At 48.7% G+C, this 17325-nt stretch carries 18 protein-coding genes; 15 read left to right on the top strand and 3 right to left on the bottom strand.

What is annotated here, in order from left to right; all coding sequences use genetic code 11:
• Window positions 1-81: 81 nt before the first annotated feature.
• Complete coding sequence (locus tag AB4124_RS03495) at window positions 82-264, top strand: hypothetical protein (protein WP_379407406.1); 183 nt, start codon at window positions 82-84, stop codon at window positions 262-264.
• A 190-nt stretch (window positions 265-454) separates the two neighbouring features.
• Window positions 455-1168: a tRNA (guanosine(46)-N7)-methyltransferase TrmB gene (gene trmB, locus AB4124_RS03490; RefSeq protein ID WP_379407409.1), complete on the top strand. Its 714-nt coding sequence runs from the start codon at window positions 455-457 to the stop codon at window positions 1166-1168.
• 117 nt (window positions 1169-1285) lie between these two features.
• Here the strand turns inward: trmB and AB4124_RS03485 are convergent, their stop codons facing one another.
• Window positions 1286-2413 (bottom strand): MGDG synthase family glycosyltransferase, encoded by a 1128-nt coding sequence (locus AB4124_RS03485; RefSeq protein ID WP_379407413.1) that lies wholly within the window; start codon window positions 2411-2413, stop codon window positions 1286-1288.
• Between the two features lie 230 nt (window positions 2414-2643).
• Between AB4124_RS03485 and AB4124_RS03480 the strand changes: the two genes are divergently transcribed.
• From AB4124_RS03480 to AB4124_RS03455, 6 genes are all read left to right on the top strand, one after another.
• Window positions 2644-2808 (top strand): hypothetical protein, encoded by a 165-nt coding sequence (locus tag AB4124_RS03480; protein ID WP_441971151.1) that lies wholly within the window; start codon window positions 2644-2646, stop codon window positions 2806-2808.
• 272 nt (window positions 2809-3080) lie between these two features.
• Window positions 3081-4319 (top strand): glycosyltransferase family 2 protein, encoded by a 1239-nt coding sequence (locus AB4124_RS03475; protein WP_076324543.1) that lies wholly within the window; start codon window positions 3081-3083, stop codon window positions 4317-4319.
• Between the two features lie 278 nt (window positions 4320-4597).
• Window positions 4598-5092: a translation initiation factor IF-3 gene (gene infC, locus AB4124_RS03470; RefSeq protein WP_114149316.1), complete on the top strand. Its 495-nt coding sequence runs from the start codon at window positions 4598-4600 to the stop codon at window positions 5090-5092.
• A gap of 26 nt (window positions 5093-5118) precedes the next feature.
• A complete protein-coding gene (gene rpmI / locus AB4124_RS03465; RefSeq protein WP_007127239.1) occupies window positions 5119-5319 on the top strand; it encodes a 50S ribosomal protein L35 in 201 nt (66 codons plus the stop codon).
• 30 nt (window positions 5320-5349) lie between these two features.
• Window positions 5350-5709, top strand: coding sequence for a 50S ribosomal protein L20 (rplT, locus tag AB4124_RS03460; RefSeq protein ID WP_006212255.1), 360 nt, complete (start codon window positions 5350-5352; stop codon window positions 5707-5709).
• A gap of 202 nt (window positions 5710-5911) precedes the next feature.
• The gene (locus AB4124_RS03455) at window positions 5912-6232 is read left to right on the top strand and encodes a hypothetical protein (RefSeq protein WP_430106616.1); all 321 of its coding nucleotides are present in this window, start codon (window positions 5912-5914) and stop codon (window positions 6230-6232) included.
• On the opposite strand, the gene AB4124_RS03450 is transcribed toward AB4124_RS03455, so the two are convergent.
• The gene (locus tag AB4124_RS03450; protein WP_379407424.1) at window positions 6233-6682 is read right to left on the bottom strand and encodes a GNAT family N-acetyltransferase; all 450 of its coding nucleotides are present in this window, start codon (window positions 6680-6682) and stop codon (window positions 6233-6235) included.
• Window positions 6683-7280: 598 nt separating this feature from the next.
• Between AB4124_RS03450 and ilvB the strand changes: the two genes are divergently transcribed.
• The 4 genes from ilvB (at window position 7281) to AB4124_RS03430 (ending at window position 12374) form a co-directional block, all read left to right on the top strand.
• Window positions 7281-9023, top strand: a complete 1743-nt coding sequence (gene ilvB / locus AB4124_RS03445) for a biosynthetic-type acetolactate synthase large subunit (protein ID WP_430106614.1) — start codon at window positions 7281-7283, stop codon at window positions 9021-9023.
• A gap of 1 nt (window position 9024) precedes the next feature.
• Window positions 9025-9510, top strand: a complete 486-nt coding sequence (gene ilvN, locus AB4124_RS03440; protein ID WP_071222673.1) for an acetolactate synthase small subunit — start codon at window positions 9025-9027, stop codon at window positions 9508-9510.
• 165 nt (window positions 9511-9675) lie between these two features.
• Window positions 9676-10668, top strand: a complete 993-nt coding sequence (ilvC, locus tag AB4124_RS03435; protein ID WP_009589347.1) for a ketol-acid reductoisomerase — start codon at window positions 9676-9678, stop codon at window positions 10666-10668.
• A 167-nt stretch (window positions 10669-10835) separates the two neighbouring features.
• Window positions 10836-12374 carry a 2-isopropylmalate synthase gene (locus tag AB4124_RS03430; protein WP_076324538.1) on the top strand — a complete coding sequence of 513 codons (1539 nt, stop codon included), beginning with the start codon at window positions 10836-10838 and terminating at the stop codon, window positions 12372-12374.
• A gap of 257 nt (window positions 12375-12631) precedes the next feature.
• On the opposite strand, the gene AB4124_RS03425 is transcribed toward AB4124_RS03430, so the two are convergent.
• Entirely contained in the window at window positions 12632-13612 is a 981-nt protein-coding gene (locus AB4124_RS03425; RefSeq protein ID WP_430106609.1) for an aldo/keto reductase, read from the bottom strand.
• Between the two features lie 135 nt (window positions 13613-13747).
• Between AB4124_RS03425 and AB4124_RS03420 the strand changes: the two genes are divergently transcribed.
• The 3 genes from AB4124_RS03420 (at window position 13748) to AB4124_RS03410 (ending at window position 17260) form a co-directional block, all read left to right on the top strand.
• Entirely contained in the window at window positions 13748-14518 is a 771-nt protein-coding gene (locus tag AB4124_RS03420; RefSeq protein ID WP_430106606.1) for a hypothetical protein, read from the top strand.
• 951 nt (window positions 14519-15469) lie between these two features.
• On the top strand, window positions 15470-16546 hold the full coding sequence (leuB, locus tag AB4124_RS03415; RefSeq protein WP_076324535.1) for a 3-isopropylmalate dehydrogenase: 1077 nt from the start codon (window positions 15470-15472) through the stop codon (window positions 16544-16546).
• 174 nt (window positions 16547-16720) lie between these two features.
• Complete coding sequence (locus AB4124_RS03410; protein ID WP_009593058.1) at window positions 16721-17260, top strand: peroxiredoxin; 540 nt, start codon at window positions 16721-16723, stop codon at window positions 17258-17260.
• The last annotated feature ends 65 nt before the right edge of the window (window positions 17261-17325 follow it).

Here is a 17325-nt window from a genome sequence, read left to right as displayed (position 1 = left end):
CATTTTGGCATGGGTATATATCGGATAGGATTCATATTTGTGTGACGTCATGGATACAATAATACCGTGAGGTGATTACGAATGAATTCATCGACAGTAAAGAATGACAGTAAAGACAAAATCGCTGTGGAGCTTACCCCGAACGAAGCTTTAGCCCTTACCGGCGTGGAGTTTAACTCCAACCAGGATGTGAAGGCTTCGGCACGTCGCAAGATTCGGGCTGCCTTTGAGAAGACGTTTAATTTTACGTCGGAAGAAAGGTAGACTATTCACAGTTTAACTATCGCGGAACCCCAATTCCAAATATAAGAAAGAGGAACCTAAAGCCTTTGCGTTAAGCAAAGCATAGGTTCCTTTTTCTATGGGGCTCTTTACTTTTGGGATTAACTTCGTCACAATAAATGCAGTATGGGGATATCATTCTAATTTACTTGGAAATTTTCGGAGGTATGACATGCGTTTACGCGGAAGAAAAGGTATACGGGAAAATCTGGAGCAGCAGGAAGACCTGGTCGTTTTGGACCCCGGTCAATATAGAGGGAAATGGGCTTCATTATTTGGCAATGACCTTCCGATCCATGTTGAATTCGGCATGGGCAAAGGTCAATTCATAAGCCAGATGAGTTACAAGCATCAGAATGTGAATTTTATCGGAGTGGACATGTACGACGAGCTGATTCGCCGCGCTAGCGAGAAGGGGCGCAATGCTTGGGCTCAGGACGGTATCGATACGCCGCCGAATCTGAAGCTGGCGCTGTTTAATATCGAGAACGTCGAGCAGGTCTTTGAACCCGGCGAGATCGAACGTTTATATTTGAACTTCAGCGATCCGTGGCCAAAATCCAAGCATGCCCGCCGTCGGTTGACGCATCCTCGTTTTCTGGACAAGTATTCCCAAATCCTGAACGAGCGCGGGGAAATTCATTTCAAGACCGATTCGGTCACGCTGTTTGAGTTCTCTCTGAATGCATTTGCCGATTATGGCTTGCAAATGACGAATATTTCGCTGGATCTGCATCGCGATGGGCTGAACGAAGAGCACGTCATGACAGAATACGAGACGAAATTCGTCGGTCAAGGTATGCAGATTCATCGCTGCGAGGCTATTGTCGGCGAGGAAGCACTTGCTTCCTACCAAAAGAATCGCCTTGAAAAATACGGTAAATAATGCCTTTACGTAGAGTCTTTTCTATGATAGCGTTTGCAACTATTATAATAGTAGGAAATCTATCAATTGCGATGACATATTTACAGAAAACGGCGTAAAAAAAGGTGTGCTCCCTTTTTAGGAGTACACCTTTTCGTTTTCCAGCATGTCGATGATGCTGCGTGCGCTTTGCATCGGATGGAAGCGTTCGATGTCTCGCAAATTTTGCGCCCGTTGCTGTTGGATTACGTCATATTGATGAAGCAGTTTGTTCATCCAGTTGCCAATAACCTCCAGCGAGTGGATAGGCTCACCCAATCCCTGCGCCGTGAAGTACTGGCAGTTCTCTTCTTCCTGCCCCGGAAGAGGCTGATGGAACAGCATCGGGATTCCTTTGGCCAGGCCTTCGGTGCATGTCATGCCGCCAGGCTTCGTAACGAGCAGATCCGACACCTCCATGAGCTTGTCGATCTCGCGCGTAAAGCCCAAAATCCGGATGTTCGGATGCTGGAACCGAGGGTTGTTCCCCAGCTCCTCGCGTCCCTTGTCGTTATTGCCGAGGCAAAATATAATCTGGACTTCTTCGCGCCATCTGGTTAGGAATTCATGCACAACTTCGTCATTCATGATGCCCCAGCCTCCGCCCATCACAAGCACGGTGGGCATATCGGACAGATTAAACCGTTCTCTGATTTCCTTCTTGCTCGGATGCGTCCAGAAGTCGGGATGGATTGGAATGCCGGTGACCTGAATTTTGGCTTGGGACACCCCGCGATTGAGCAGCTTTCGCTTCACTTCCGGCGTGGACACGAAATATCGGTCGACCTCGGGACTAATCCATGTATCGTGAGCATCATAATCGGTTATAACGGTACACAGAGGCACATCAATGCCCAGCCGCTTCAAACGCGAGATAACCGCACTTGGTATGAAGTGGGTACACACAATAATGTCGGGTTTGAGCTGTCTGACCACATTTTTGGTGCTTGTATAGAACATTCGGTGAAGTGCTAAAGCCGTAAAGCGGTTAAAGGACTTTTGATGGCGATACATGTACCCGACCAATCTCGGGCGAGTTGTGATCGTCTTTCTGTAGGCCGAAATGATCAGTGGAGCGATTTTAGGGTTCAAGAAGCTCCCGAGCTCGAGAACTTTGGTCTGTACGCTAGGCGATAACTGGCGCAGGCTGCTGGAGAGTGCATGAGCGGCCTGTGTATGGCCTGCACCGAACCCTTCAGATAACAGCAAGACTCTTTTTTTAGCCACTACTTTTCACCCGTTCTGCAGCGTTATTCTTTAACTTTAACATATCGACTTTGGGAAAAGAAATCAACCATTCCCCACTTGGGTTTAGGGGACTTTGGTCCTGGAAACGCAAGCTTTATTCGGCAAGATTCTCGCTGGCGCCTTGCTACTTAAGGAGTTGGTCAGCGACGCGCATTTTGTAGAAAATCAGGGTCCGTGGTCTTTTGACTTGAGTAGGAGATGCCGCTACAATGATTCAAACGGACATCAAAAAGTTTATTAGAGAAAGAGCATGTAAAAAAACGAAAACTTTTTGGGTGTTTGTTGCGTTTATTTATTGGCGGACAAGTCGAAAAAGAAAAAATGGGCAGCCAAGAGAAATAAAAAGCAAGGAAACGGATGAAAATAAGAACTAAAGCCGTTTGAAACGAAGCTTGCTGGCAAACTGGATTGCAAGCTGAGCTCTTTTACGAAGTTTTTCCGTGAATTAGAGCATTCCACGGTTTTGACAAAAGATTCAAAAGTGTGGAAAATCGTGTATGACGTGCGAAGTTGCCCCGCGGCACCGAGGCTACAAGAAGGACAGACACAAGTCACAGGGTCATAGCAACAACAAAAAAAGCGAAAAACTTAGAGAGAAAAAAATAACAAACATTCTCGGGTTATAAAAAGGGGGTAACGGAGAATCATGACAGACGCCATCTTTATCGCGCTCCAACTATTCTTGGCCGCGGTGGGTGTGTACCAGTTCGTATTCTCTTTGTTTGGTCTGGTCAAAAGAAAAAAGAAACAACATTTCAAACCCAATAAATCTTTTGCAGTGTTAGTTGCTGCGCACAACGAAGAACAGGTTGTCGGTGCATTAATGGAGAACCTGAAACAGCTTGATTATCCGAAACATCTGTATGACGTATTTGTTATCTGTGACAATTGTACAGATCGTACAGCAGAGATCGTCCGTGCCCACGGGATGAACGCCTGCGTGCGTACGAATCAGAATCTTCGAGGCAAAGGTTATGCCATCGAATGGATGCTGAAAGAACTCTGGGCAATGCCGCGCCAGTATGATGCGGTCGTCATGTTTGACGCGGATAATCTGGCAGATCCGAATTTCCTGAACGAAATGAACAATGATCTTTGCTCTGGAGCAAGAGTTATCCAGGGATATATCGATACCAAGAACCCAGAGGATTCCTGGATCACTGCCTCTTATGGGGTGTCTTACTGGTATATCAACCGCTTGTGGCAGCTTTCCCGCAGCAATCTGAACATGGCGAACTTTCTCGGCGGTACGGGAATGTGCTTTGAGACCAATCTCCTGAAGGAGATCGGCTGGGGCGCAACCAGTCTGGTCGAGGATTTAGAGTTCACTATGCGCAGCGTTATGCGCGGTGTGTATCCGAAGTTCAACTATGACGCTAAGGTATTTGACGAAAAGCCGCTTACGTTTAAGGCTTCGGCCAGACAACGTCTGCGCTGGATGCAGGGTCACTTTACGGTTGCCCGCCGTTATTTCTTCCCGCTGCTGTGGCGTGCCATTAAAGAACGCAGCCTCGTGAAGCTGGACTTGGCATTGTACGGGGTCAATGTTTACATTGTGCTGTTGACTTTCTTGTTGACGGCCATCATCTGGGTTGACACCTCATTCTTCGATGGTCCGAATATCGCGAATCTATACGGTTACTTACCGCTGTGGCTGAGCTTTACGGCGATCGCGGCGAATGTGTTCACGTTCATGATAGCGATGATTCTGGAGAAGGTGAAGTACAAGAAGGTGTACTTGTATCTGGTGCTGTTCCCGATTTACCTGCTGTCGTGGTATCCTATCACGGTATATGCGTTCTTCACGCAGAACAACAAGCAGTGGAGCCATACGGAGCATACCCGGGTTGTGCGCCTTGAAGAAGTTCAAAGCAAACAAGGCTAATCCAATTTTTATTCCATCTGTGTTGACAGAAGATAGGATGACCTGTTATACTATCCTAGTCTGTTAAACAGAATATCTGATTGCAAGCAGAAGCGCCGCTTCTCACCTGACCGACATGTGTTGGCTGGTTTGATCACGAAATCAATGAATGGATTCAACTTCATTTGTGAGATGAGTATCAAATAGGGATGTCGGTGATTAATCCGTCATCCCTTTATTTTTTTTGCAAACAGGAACAACAAGTAATTTGGAGGTGGAGGACTATCAGTAAGGAACATATGATCAATGACGAGATTCGGGCCAAGGAAGTACGTTTGGTTGGTGCCGAAGGTGAACAAATCGGGATCAAGCCGATTCGTGAAGCACTGCAAATGGCAATTGATCTCAATCTGGATCTGGTGAACGTGGCCCCTCAGGCGAAACCGCCGGTATGCCGCATCATGGACTACGGTAAATTCCGCTATGAGCAGCAGAAGAAAGAGAAGGAAGCACGTAAGAACCAGAAAATTGTGGATATCAAAGAAGTATGGTTCCGAGCCAACATTGAGGAGCATGATTATCAAACCAAGCTTCGCAATGTCGTTAAGTTTTTGAAAGACGGCGATAAAGTGAAATGCTCTGTGCGTTTCCGTGGTCGTGAAATCACCCATGCTAGCATTGGTCAGAAGATTTTGGAGCGCGTGAAGGTGGAAGTGGCGGATCTCTGCGTCATTGAACGTCAACCGAAATTGGAAGGCCGCAGCATGATTATGATTTTGGCTCCAAAAGCCTAAGAGAAATTAGAGGAGGAAGTACTACAATGCCTAAAATGAAAACACATAGCAGCCTGAAAGGCCGCTTCAAAATTACTGGTACTGGTAAAGTTAAACGTTATAAAGCTTACAAAAACCACTTGCTTTCCCACAAATCCAAGCGTGCGAAGCGCGTATTGTCCAATAGCCCAGTTATGGCGCCTGGAGATGTTAAACGTTTGAAGCAAGGTCTGGCTAACTTGAAATAGTAAACAACAATTATTGGGAGGTCTTTTGATATGGCACGAGTTAAAGGCGGATTTGTCGTTCGTCGTCGACATAAAAAAGTATTGAAGCTTGCGAAAGGTTATTTCGGTTCCAAACACCGCATTTTTAAAACAGCTAACGAGCAGGTTATGAAATCCCTCGTTTATGCATACCGGGATCGTCGCAATACGAAACGTAATTTCCGTAAATTGTGGATCGTTCGTATCAACGCGGCTGCTCGTCAAAATGGTCTGTCTTACAGCAAATTGATGCATGGTCTGAAGCTTGCTGGCGTGGACATTAACCGTAAAATGCTGGCTGATTTGGCTGTTAATGATCTGAACGCGTTCAATTCTTTGGCTACTGTAGCTAAAGAAAAAGTGAACGCTTAATTATACGTGTATGAAGAAACCGCCGTAATAGTACGGCGGTTTTTTATTTTGTGCTCCTGTCCGTCATACATAGGAATCGTAAGCTCTGTGCTCCGCATCGTGGAGCGGTTCACCCATCTTTAGTCGTAGTGAGGGCCATGAAACAAGCAAGGGAACTCCTTCCGGAATAGAATGACTTGTATATTACCTGAGGAGGGATCTTATGCACAAACCTGTCAGTAAGGCAAAGGTGAAATCATATGTGGGCAAACAGATCGTAGCGTATAAGAAAGACGGGACTATGGTGACAGGCAAGCTGGTACGTGTATCCGGCAACCGGCTTTTTGTGGAACAGGCAACTAAGGGTAAAAAGGTGAAAATCAAGGCGATTGTTCCGCTTGCATTGTTTGATCTGCTTGCGATAGGTACATCTCCATTTGGGTTTGGTGGTTTTGGTCCAGGCTTCGGTCCAGGGTTTGGTCCAGGGGTTGGTGGTTTTGGCCCGGGCTTCGGACCAGGCTTCGGCCCGGGCTTCTTCTGGTAATTAGAGGAACCAAATCTTTTCCAGCTCATAACATCGACTGGGTTCGATGATTCTGGTTACCGTGTAGCCAAGCTTTCGGTAAAAGTTTAGGCCGGTATGGTTGCCAATGTCCACCATGACCTTGGCACGTTTGCATCCGCGGGATACAGCGAAACGTTCGGCATGTTCCATCAATCGGACACCCCACCGTTTTCGCTGTGCGGTGGATGCGACGGCCAGCATATCGATATACAGCAGTTCGCCGTGCATCATAAAGTGGACAAAGGCAATGATTTTATCGTTATCCTGAGGCGAAGCAACAAGGGTCACGCCGCGTCGTAATCGAGAGGGAATATCCTTACGGATGACGTCCAGCTCTTTTTTTGTCATATGGGAAAGCGGGACGAGTTGGGACTCAATGAGTTGTAGAATCATCGGATCATCCTGCTCCGGTTTTCGATAGCGGATCATCGTGTTGTTTCCTCCCTTCACCGCGATTAAGGATAGCTCCATTTATCATATGTAGCAGGGTTTAAGAGCGTGTTTTGCATTAAGGAAACGAAGGGATTGCTCCAGTTGTGAATGAAAACCTTTCATCGGAAGTAAAATAAATGTGTTGACTTCTGGAATGAATGAATCATATAATGTTTCTAAACATTTTAACGAATATATCCAATCGGCAATGATGAGGACGAAGTTTAAAGGGCTCTTTTGCTCAGAGAGTGGATGGATCAGCTGAAACCACCACCAAAACCCCTTTTATACGAGCTCACCTCGGAGCTGTTTCCCTGAAAGATGCTACGCTATGACTTTATCGCATTAAGTCGTAACAGCGTTTATTAGGGGGAATCGTCTTAGTCCACGTTACGGACTGCAGATATTGAAGAGCTGTGTTCATTATGTTCTTCATACCTGCTGAGGCTTTACACTGCGAAGTGTAGGGCAAACATGGGTGGTACCACGGAAGCTAAACCTTTCGTCCCTCACACGGAGATACTCCGGGTGTGGCGACGGAAGGTTTTTTTGTTGCTTGAATGAAGAGTGCCAATATTTGAGAGGAGGATGACTGATGAGCGCGCAAACTCCAGAAGTGCGGTCTACAGAACAATTACGAGAGAAATGGTTGAAGCCTGAAGTGATTACCGGATCGGAAATCTTGCTTCGGAGTCTTCTGCTCGAAGGTGTCGAATGCGTCTTCGGGTATCCGGGCGGAGCGGTCCTGTACATCTACGATGCCATGTATGGTTTTGAGGACTTTAATCACGTCTTGACCCGTCACGAACAAGGCGCCATTCATGCGGCTGACGGTTACGCTCGCGCAAGCGGCAAAGTCGGTGTGTGCATAGCGACTTCAGGACCGGGGGCAACGAACCTTGTGACCGGTATCGCAACAGCTTATATGGATTCCGTTCCGCTCGTTGTTATAACCGGTAACGTTGCAACAACCCTGATCGGTACGGACGCTTTCCAGGAAGCGGACATTACGGGCATCACGATGCCGATTACGAAACACAGCTATCTGGTAAGAGATGTAAAGGATCTGCCAAGGGTGATTCACGAAGCCTTCCATATCGCTTCAACCGGCCGCAAAGGTCCGGTGCTGATCGATATTCCGAAGGATGTATCCGCGGCGACGACGCTGTTCCAGCCGGAAGAACGAATTCAACTGAGAGGATATAATCCTCGGACGGTACCAAACAAACTTCAGTTGGATAAACTGGCCCGCGCGATTGAGGAAGCTGAGCGTCCGATGATCATTGCTGGCGGCGGGGTGATTTACTCCGGAGCTCATGAAGGGCTGTACGAATTCGTCAACAAATCGGGGATTCCGATCACGACAACGCTCCTCGGTCTGGGTGCTTTCCCAAGCGGTCATGACTTGTGGACAGGAATGCCGGGCATGCACGGAACCTACACATCGAACCATGGTATTCAGCAGTCGGACCTGCTGATCAACATCGGGGCAAGATTCGATGACAGGGTTACAGGTAAGCTCGACGGATTCGCGCCACATGCGAAGATTGTTCATATCGACATCGATCCGGCTGAGATCGGCAAGAACGTCCCAACCGATATCCCGATTGTCGGAGACGTGAAGACCGTGTTTGAGATGCTGAATCCGCTCGTTCCATACGCAGCGAAAGCAGATGCTTGGAGAGACCAGATTAGAAAATGGAAAGCTGAATACCCATACCGTTACGTCGATTCGGATACGGTGCTGAAGCCGCAATGGGTTATCGAAATGCTGAACGACACCACGAAGGGTGAAGCGATTGTAACGACTGACGTTGGTCAGCACCAAATGTGGTCCGCTCAGTATTACAAGTTCAACCAGCCGCGCTCCTGGATCACCTCCGGCGGTCTCGGAACGATGGGATTCGGATTCCCGTCCGCGATTGGTGCCCAGATGGCGCATCCGGATCGCCTGGTCATTTCGATCAACGGGGATGGCGGCATGCAGATGTGTTCGCAAGAACTTGCCATCTGTGCCATCAACAACATTCCGGTAAAAATCGTTGTTATCAACAACCAGGTGCTCGGCATGGTTCGTCAATGGCAGGAGCTGATTTACGATAACCGTTACAGCCACATCGATCTGGCAGGCAGCCCTGATTTCGTCAAGCTGGCTGAAGCCTACGGTGTCAAAGGACTTCGTGCCACCACGAAAGAAGAAGCACAGCGTGCTTGGGTCGAAGCGATGGAAACACCGGGACCCGTCCTCGTTGAATTCGTTGTAGAGAAAGGCGAGAACGTGTATCCGATGGTGACGCAAGGGTCGACAATCGATCAAATGCTGATGGGGGATGCGTAAGATGAGTACAAAACATACCATTGCCGTACTAGTGAACGACCAGCCGGGTGTCCTGCAGCGCGTATCGGGGTTATTCGGACGCAGGGGCTTTAACATCGAGAGTATTACCGTGGGACAGTCGGAGGAATCCGGTTTGTCCCGGATGGTTATCGTAACCACTGGTGATGAAACAACGCTGGAGCAGGTGGAGAAGCAGCTTTACAAGCTGATCGATGTCATTAAAGTTATCAACCTGAGCTCGAAACCGATGGTAGCCAGAGAGCTCGCCCTGATTAAAGTAAAAGCCGAGCCATCGGCCAGACCGGAAATTATGGGCGTTGTCGAGACTTTCCGTGCATCCGTCGTGGATATCGGGACAGCAAACCTGATGGTTCAGGTGGTTGGCGATACCGTCAAAATCGATGCCATGATCGAGCTGCTTAAGCCGTATGGCATCCAGGAGCTTTCCCGCACTGGGGTTACCGCGATGATTCGCGGTAATGCGTAATGATTTTACGTTTTTCTTTTATCCGGATGACAAAGTTATTGCAATATAAGCGTTAGACACCTGCATGACATGAGCGGGTGTCTCAGCAGATCGGAAAAGGGATCGGTCTATTGAGATACCCGCTCATCATGAAGGGTCTTTAAAATCAAAGGAGGACTTATACAAATGGCAATTACTACTTATTATGAACAAGATGCAGAACTCAGCGTGTTGAAAGACAAAACGATCGCGGTTATCGGTTATGGAAGCCAAGGTCATGCGCAAGCGCAAAACCTGCGCGACAGCGGACTTCAGGTTGTCATTGGCCTTCGTGAAGGCAAGTCGTTCGACAAAGCGAAAAACGATGGTTTCGAAGTACTTCCTGTAGCCGAAGCTGTTAGCCGTGCAGATGTAGTACAAATCCTGATGCCGGACGAAACGCAAGCAGCGGTGTACAAGAACGATATCGAGCCAAACCTGAAAAAAGGCGCGGCACTGATGTTCTCCCACGGTTTCAACGTTCATTTTGGTCAAATCGTAGCTCCTAAAGACAACGATGTCCTTCTGGTTGCACCTAAATCCCCGGGCCACATGGTTCGTCGTACGTATGTTGAAGGCTTTGGCGTACCTGGATTGATCGCAATCGAGAAAGATGCAACTGGACAAGCTAAGGCGATCGGTCTTGCTTATGCCAAAGGTATTGGTTGTACTCGTGCAGGCGTTATCGAAACTTCCTTCCGCGAAGAAACCGAAACAGACTTGTTTGGTGAGCAAGCGGTATTGTGCGGTGGTGTATCCGCATTGGTTAAAGCCGGTTTCGAAACGTTGACTGAAGCTGGATACGCTCCGGAAATGGCATACTTCGAGTGTCTGCATGAACTGAAACTGATCGTAGACATGATCTATGAGGGTGGTCTTGCAAGCATGCGCGACTCCATCAGTAACACGGCGGAGTACGGCGATTATGTAACAGGCCCGCGTGTGGTGACCGAAGATACGAAGAAGGCAATGAAAGAAGTCCTTTCCGATATTCAACAAGGTAAATTCGCTCGCGACTTTATCCTTGAGAACCAATCGGGACGCGCGTTCCTGACCGCTACCCGCCGCAACGAGTCCGAGCATCCGATTGAAGTGGTTGGTGCCGAGCTTCGTGAAATGATGCATTGGATCAAGAAATAAGAATATATAGAATTCATAAGGAATTCTTCCGGGTATAGAGCAGTCAAGCATGAGATGGATGATGCTGCTGCACGGGACCCGTTAGATTAAGCAGCCGGCGGCAGGGGATTAAGTCAACCTGCCGCCGGATGTTTACGTCAAGCGATAAACTTCAAGGAGGTGCCGACATGCGAAAGATTTATGTCTTTGATACAACGCTGAGAGATGGAGAACAATCTCCTGGCGTGAATTTGAACACTCGGGAAAAGGTGGAAATTGCCCTTCAACTTGAAAAGTTGAAAATCGACCGCATGGAAGCAGGGTTTCCAGCGGCGTCACCCGGTGACCTTGCTGCTGTGAACGCAGTGGCACGCGCGGTTAAGGACGTCACGGTCATTGGATTGTCACGCTCCAGAGAGAGTGACATCGATGCGGTTCGCGAAGCGCTTCAGGGAGCACAGGATCCATGCATTCATGTGTTCCTGGCCACTTCCCCGATTCACCGCAAGTTTAAGCTGCGGATGGAGAAGCAGCAGGTGCTGGAAACGGCGCAGGCCTCGATCCGTTATGCAAAGAAATACTTTTCCAAAGTGGAGTTTTCCCTGGAGGATGCCGGCCGGACGGAGCTGGATTTCATGGCAGAGGTTGTCGGCATGGCTGTGCGTGAAGGAGCCAATGTCGTGAACATTCCGGATACCGTGGGTTATTTGAATCCTTCGGAGTACGGGGCCATCTTCAAATACTTGAAGGAAAATGTTCCGGACATCGAGAAGGTGCAGCTGAGCGCGCATTGCCATAACGATCTGGGCATGGCGACGGCGAACACCCTTGCCGCCATTCTGAACGGGGCCGATCAGATCGAAGGAACGATCAACGGAATCGGTGAACGTGCAGGTAACACCGCGATTGAGGAAATTGCGATGGCGCTGGAGACGCGTTCCGAGTTTTTCGGAGCGAAGACGGGGCTGGTACTGACGGAAATCGCTCGCACGAGCCGCCTTGTGAGCAAGCTGACCGGTATGGTTGTACCGGGCAACAAAGCGATTGTCGGCGCGAACGCATTCGCTCATGAATCGGGCATTCATCAGGACGGCATGCTGAAAGAGAAGACGACCTACGAAATTATGACGCCGGAGTCCATCGGGCTCAAAGAAAGCAAGCTGGTGTTAGGCAAACACTCCGGCCGCCATGCTTTCCGGGAGAAGCTGCTGGATCTGGGTTATGAGTTGAGCGAAGAACAGGTGAATGATGCATTCGCCAAATTCAAAGTGCTGGCCGACAAGAAGAAGGAAGTATCCGATGAGGATCTGCTGGCTCTGCTGGAAGAGAAACTGATCGATACGCCGGAAGTGTTCAAGCTGGAAACAATCTTTGTTGCTTACGGCAATGAATCTACGCCGACGGCGCGGGTTCGTATTGCGACTGCGGAGCAGACGATTGAGGGAGAGGCCGAAGGCAACGGTTCCGTGGACGCGATCTATAACGCGATCGACAAGGTGACCGGAGAAGAGGTTACGCTTGCGGATTATTCCATCAAGTCGGTTACGCATGGCAAGGATGCTCAAGGCGAGGTGCATGTGGTGCTGTCGCAGAACGACGTGGCAGCACAAGGCCGCGGCTTGAGCACGGACATTTTGGAGGCGAGTGCACGAGCTTACGTGGATGCGGTTAACGTCCTGATCGAGAAACGCAAAACGTTCAGCCAGCGCGAGCGCGCTACGCTGTAATCCATACTTGGCGTGATGGGAGCTCTGATCGCAGTGTGAGCGCTGAAGGAGCATACCATGAAAAAGAGGGGCCGCTGTTAAAGCGGCTCCACTTTTAATTGTTTTATTAAACTGTTGGCCAGACGTGTAATGCTGGTATCAAGACACTTGCACCGAGCTCTTAACGCCTCATTGCAGTGCGCCGATACCGGCTTGATGCAGCTGATCGACGAGATAAGACAGCGTTTCATTTGGGCATCGAAGCGAAAAGCCGAATCTTACCAGGCGTAGGCCTGCGGAGCCGCGCCGCCCGGACCCGGGAAGATTTCATCCAGACGCTTCATCACGGATTCATCGAGTTCAATCTCAAGCGAGCGCAGGGAGCTTTCGAATTGCTCCAGCGTGCGCGGTCCGATAATTGGTCCCGTAACCGCCGGGTTCTTAAGTACCCAAGCAAGGGCGACATTGTCCTGCGGTTCGCCCAGCTCCTGGCAGAGTGCCGCGAACTGTTCCAGCTGCGAGCGATACTTCTCCACGCGTTCCGCATTGCCTCCGCTGCGTGTGCCTTCTATTTTCTTAAGCGCATTGCGTCCCAGCAGTCCACCGTCCAGCGGGCTCCATGGAATGACGCCGAGTCCGAGCTTTTGTGAAGCGGGAAGCACTTCGAGTTCCGGCAATCGACAAGTTAGACTGTATTTATGCTGCTCGGAAACCAAGCCAAGGAAGTGCCGGCTCTGAGCTGCGGCTTGTGCAACCGCAATCTGCCAGCCCGCAAAGTTACTGGATCCGACATATCCGATTTTTCCTTGATGAACCGCAACCTCAAAAGCTCCCCATAACTCGTCCCATGTGACAGAAGGATCCACGTGATGCATTTGGTACAGCTCGATATGATCTGTTTGCAGACGCTTCAGCGATGCTTCCAGATGACGGCGCAGTTTATAGCTTGATAGTCCGGCTTCATTGTTGGGGCCATCCAGAGGATCACTCATGGAGCCATAGAATTTGGTAGCCAAAACGACTTTCTCGCGGCGGCCTCCGCCTTGATTAAACCAGCGTCCGATAATGGTTTCAGTCAGCCCGGAGTTCTCGCCCCAGCCGTAGACATTGGCCGTATCGAAGAAGTTGACGCCGGCGTCAAGCGCTGCATCCATGATGCGGAAGGCTTCTTTTTCATCCGTGGCAGGACCGAAATTCATCGTCCCCAGACATAATCGACTTACTTTCATACCGGATTTACCTAGAGCAGTGTACTTCATAATCGATGATCACTCCTTGGTCGTTTAGGGTATAAGACAAATTCACCACTATTGTAGCGTATTGGCAGAAAAATGTAACTAATGACGTGGGGTAACGTTAATTATAATGATGACTGTTTCAAGAGGGGAGCTAAGATGGATCGAACCATTTTTTTTAGAAAATTTTTATTGTATGCTTTATTGACCTTAACACTGTTGATTAGCGCTTGTACTCCGGCACAACTCCAAAACACAAGCTTTGTTGAGTCCGCCGGGCCCATCACAAAGCCGCCGGACCTTCAGTCCATATCGTTATTGGAAAATAACAAACAGATCATTCGGGAAACCTTTGACTCCGTGAAAGAACTTCAAGACAAACTCCAGAATTATTCAGGTTCTACTTGGGTTTTAGAGAATGAAGACGTGAAAATATCGCTGGGCGAATATGTATTTGCCAAGAAAAATAGAGAATTAATTTATGTCCTGAATCAACTTAAAGAGTTGCCCTCCGATGCCGCATTGCTGCAGGATATGGTTACTACCCAGTTGATGGTTAATTATTCCAAACAGTCGGGTGTTATCGTATCTTCTGAAGAAGTCAGAAAAGCCATCGATTTTCAGAAAACAGCGCTGGATGAAGCTGACCCGAATAACGAGCATGACCAGTTGATTCGTTATATCATGGAGAACCGTATCCGCATTTCGGGTAAAACGGAAGAAGATTTTTGGAACAGTGATGAGCTATATGAAGCCTATGAAACCTCGCTATACAACAGCAGACTTATCCAGAGCATCTTGTCGGACGAGAGCATGAAGGGCATGGACAGTTATTACGAGCTTCAGGAAAGACTGTTCAACGATTACCAGAAGAAGCACCCCATTCAGGTACCTGATCTTCACGAGTTGTTTCAACAAGCCGACTTGTAATATTCCTTCTCTCTTCCTGGAGTTCTCCCAAAGGCAGAAGCGGGATGAAAAGTAGTAGCAGGAGACCGTGGTAATTTCAAGAGCCGCCCCATGCTTTATGCATAGGGCGGCTCTTACGACCTCCCACCACCCTTGTGGTCAGGGAGATGCGCTCATCTCCAGTGGCCTGCTAATCCGTTAGCTTCGAAGCAGCGGAGAGGACGAATCGATTCTGGAAAAGCGAAGCGGTCGCCTTTGGAGCCGAATTTCAACCCCTAAAATATAATCCAGAAATTCGGCGACAACAGCGATTGGAGGAACGATACGTACTCGGAGCCTCCCAGATTAAGTCTTCTAAGTCTCGCAAAAACCGCTCTCGCATAAAGCACCTAATGGCGTGGGGGAACGTGAATTTTAAAGAAGCAAGAAGCATGAGTAAAGGCAAGTGGTAGGAACAAGAAACACGCAGCAAAAGGAAAGCCTAGGAGTAACCAAGCCCCTCCAAGATGTTACCTTCAAGAGCCGCCCCATGCTTTATGCATAGGGCGGCTCTTCTACCTCCCACCACCCTTGTGGTTAGGGAGATGTGCTCTTCTCCGGAGGCACGCCAATCCATTAACTTCAAAGCAGCGGAGAGGACGAATCGATTCCGGAAAAGCGAAGCGGTCGCCTTTGGAGCCGAATTTCAACCCCTAGAATACAATCCAGAAATTCGGCGACAACAGCGATTGGAGGAACGATACGTACTCGGAGCCTCCCACATTAAGTCCTTCGAAGCTTTGCATTAAGTCTTCGAGCTTCACTTTAAGTCTTCGAAGCAATTTTCTCTCTGATCACATTCCCCCTACTTATAGGCAAAACGAATTAAGTTCATAGTTTCTATATCTTGGTCAATCGAGGGGAAAGTATGTTACAACAGTAACTAGATGATTAAATACGACCAGTGTATATATAAATAAGGAGTGACGAAGAATGGCAGAAACGAAAAAAATCGCGGTAATTGCCGGAGACGGCATCGGCCCTGAAGTAGTGGCGGAAGCGGAGAAGATCATTAAACGTACTGAAGAGGTGTTCGGATATTCATTTACGACGGAACACGCGCTGTTTGGCGGCATTGCCATTGATGAGAAAGGGACGCCGCTGCCAGAAGAAACGCTGAATGTATGTAAAAGTGCTGATGCTGTATTGCTGGGTGCGGTGGGCGGACCGAAATGGGACAACAATTCGAAGGAGCTTCGTCCGGAAACCGGATTGCTTGGCATCCGTAAAGAGCTTGGCTTGTTCTCCAACCTGCGTCCGGCTGTCATTTTCGATTGCTTGAAAGATGCGTCCACATTGAAGCCTGAAGTTCTCGAAGGTACCGACTTGATGGTCGTTCGTGAGCTGACAGGAGGTATATACTTCGGCGAGAAGTTCAGACGCGAAGGTGCTGGTGGGGAAGAAGCGGTAGATACCTGTGTATACAACACGGCGGAGGTAGAGCGCATCGTTCATCAAGCCTTCGAGATTGCACAGAAGCGCCGGAAGAAGCTGGCTTCTGTCGATAAAGCGAACGTGCTGGAAACGTCCCGCTTGTGGCGCGAAACCGTAAACCGCATCGCTCCTGAATATCCGGATGTGGAGCTGGAGCATGTGCTGGTAGACAATTGCGCGATGCAGCTGCTGCGTCGTCCGTCCAGCTTTGACGTGATCGTAACCGAGAACATGTTCGGCGATATTCTAAGCGATGAAGCAGCGATGCTGACAGGTTCCATCGGTATGCTGGCATCCGCATCCATGGGTGAAGGAGCTTTCGGTCTGTACGAGCCGGTACACGGTTCGGCACCGGACATTGCCGGTCAAGGCTTGGCAAACCCAATTGCAACGATTCTTTCCGTCGCGCTGATGTACCGCCTCACGTTCGGCTACGAGGATGCGGCAGACGCAATTGAACGTGCTGTTGCCGAGGTGCTTGATGCCGGACATCGGACAGCTGACATTGCGGTGGATAAGAGCAAGGCGCTCAGCACGACAGAAATGGGCGATTTGATCGCCGCGGCTATCCGTTAATAGAAGAAGCATTCGTTCAAAGAAACTCCTTATTTATAATAATTATAATAAAGTAACCTTTACAATCTTGACTTTGATTAGCCTCAATGATAACATTTCTATTAAATGTTCATAGGAACATAGCATGTAGAAAATACTCGTATTTTCTTACATATGTTAAGGAGGAATTCAATCATGGCAGAACGTTTGGTTGGTAAAGCGGCTCCTGATTTTACAATGGAAACTGTATCAGGAGACGGTAAAGATTTTGGTAAAGTAAGCCTGTCCGACTACCGCGGCAAATGGCTCGTATTCTTCTTCTATCCGCTTGATTTCACTTTTGTATGTCCAACTGAAATCACGGCTCTCAGCGATGCTTACGATCAATTCAAAGCATTGGATACTGAAATTCTGGGTGTAAGTGTTGACTCTATCCACAGCCACAAAGCTTGGATCAACACAGCTAAAGAAGCTAATGGTCTGGGAGCATTGAACTTCCCACTGGCTTCCGACATCACCAAAAATGTAGCAAGAGACTATGGTGTTCTGATCGAAGAAGAAGGCGTTGCTCTGCGCGGCTTGTACATCATCGATCCAGAAGGCGAATTGAAATATCAAGTTGTTAACCATAACGACGTAGGCCGCAGTGTAGAAGAAACGCTTCGCGTTCTCCAAGCACTTCAATCCGGCGGATTGTGCGCAATGAACTGGAAACCAGGCGACAGCAACCTGTAATCCCATTTCGTTAAAGTTAAGGTAACCCTCATTATCTGACATTATGTGCAGGTAATGGGGGTTTT

The sequence above is a fragment of the Paenibacillus sp. 2KB_20 genome (assembly GCF_052115765.1).
Lineage (GTDB): Bacteria > Bacillota > Bacilli > Paenibacillales > Paenibacillaceae > Paenibacillus_AQ.
The sequence above is the reverse complement of the archived record's forward strand: the minus strand, read 5'-3'. Positions and strand labels throughout refer to the sequence as shown.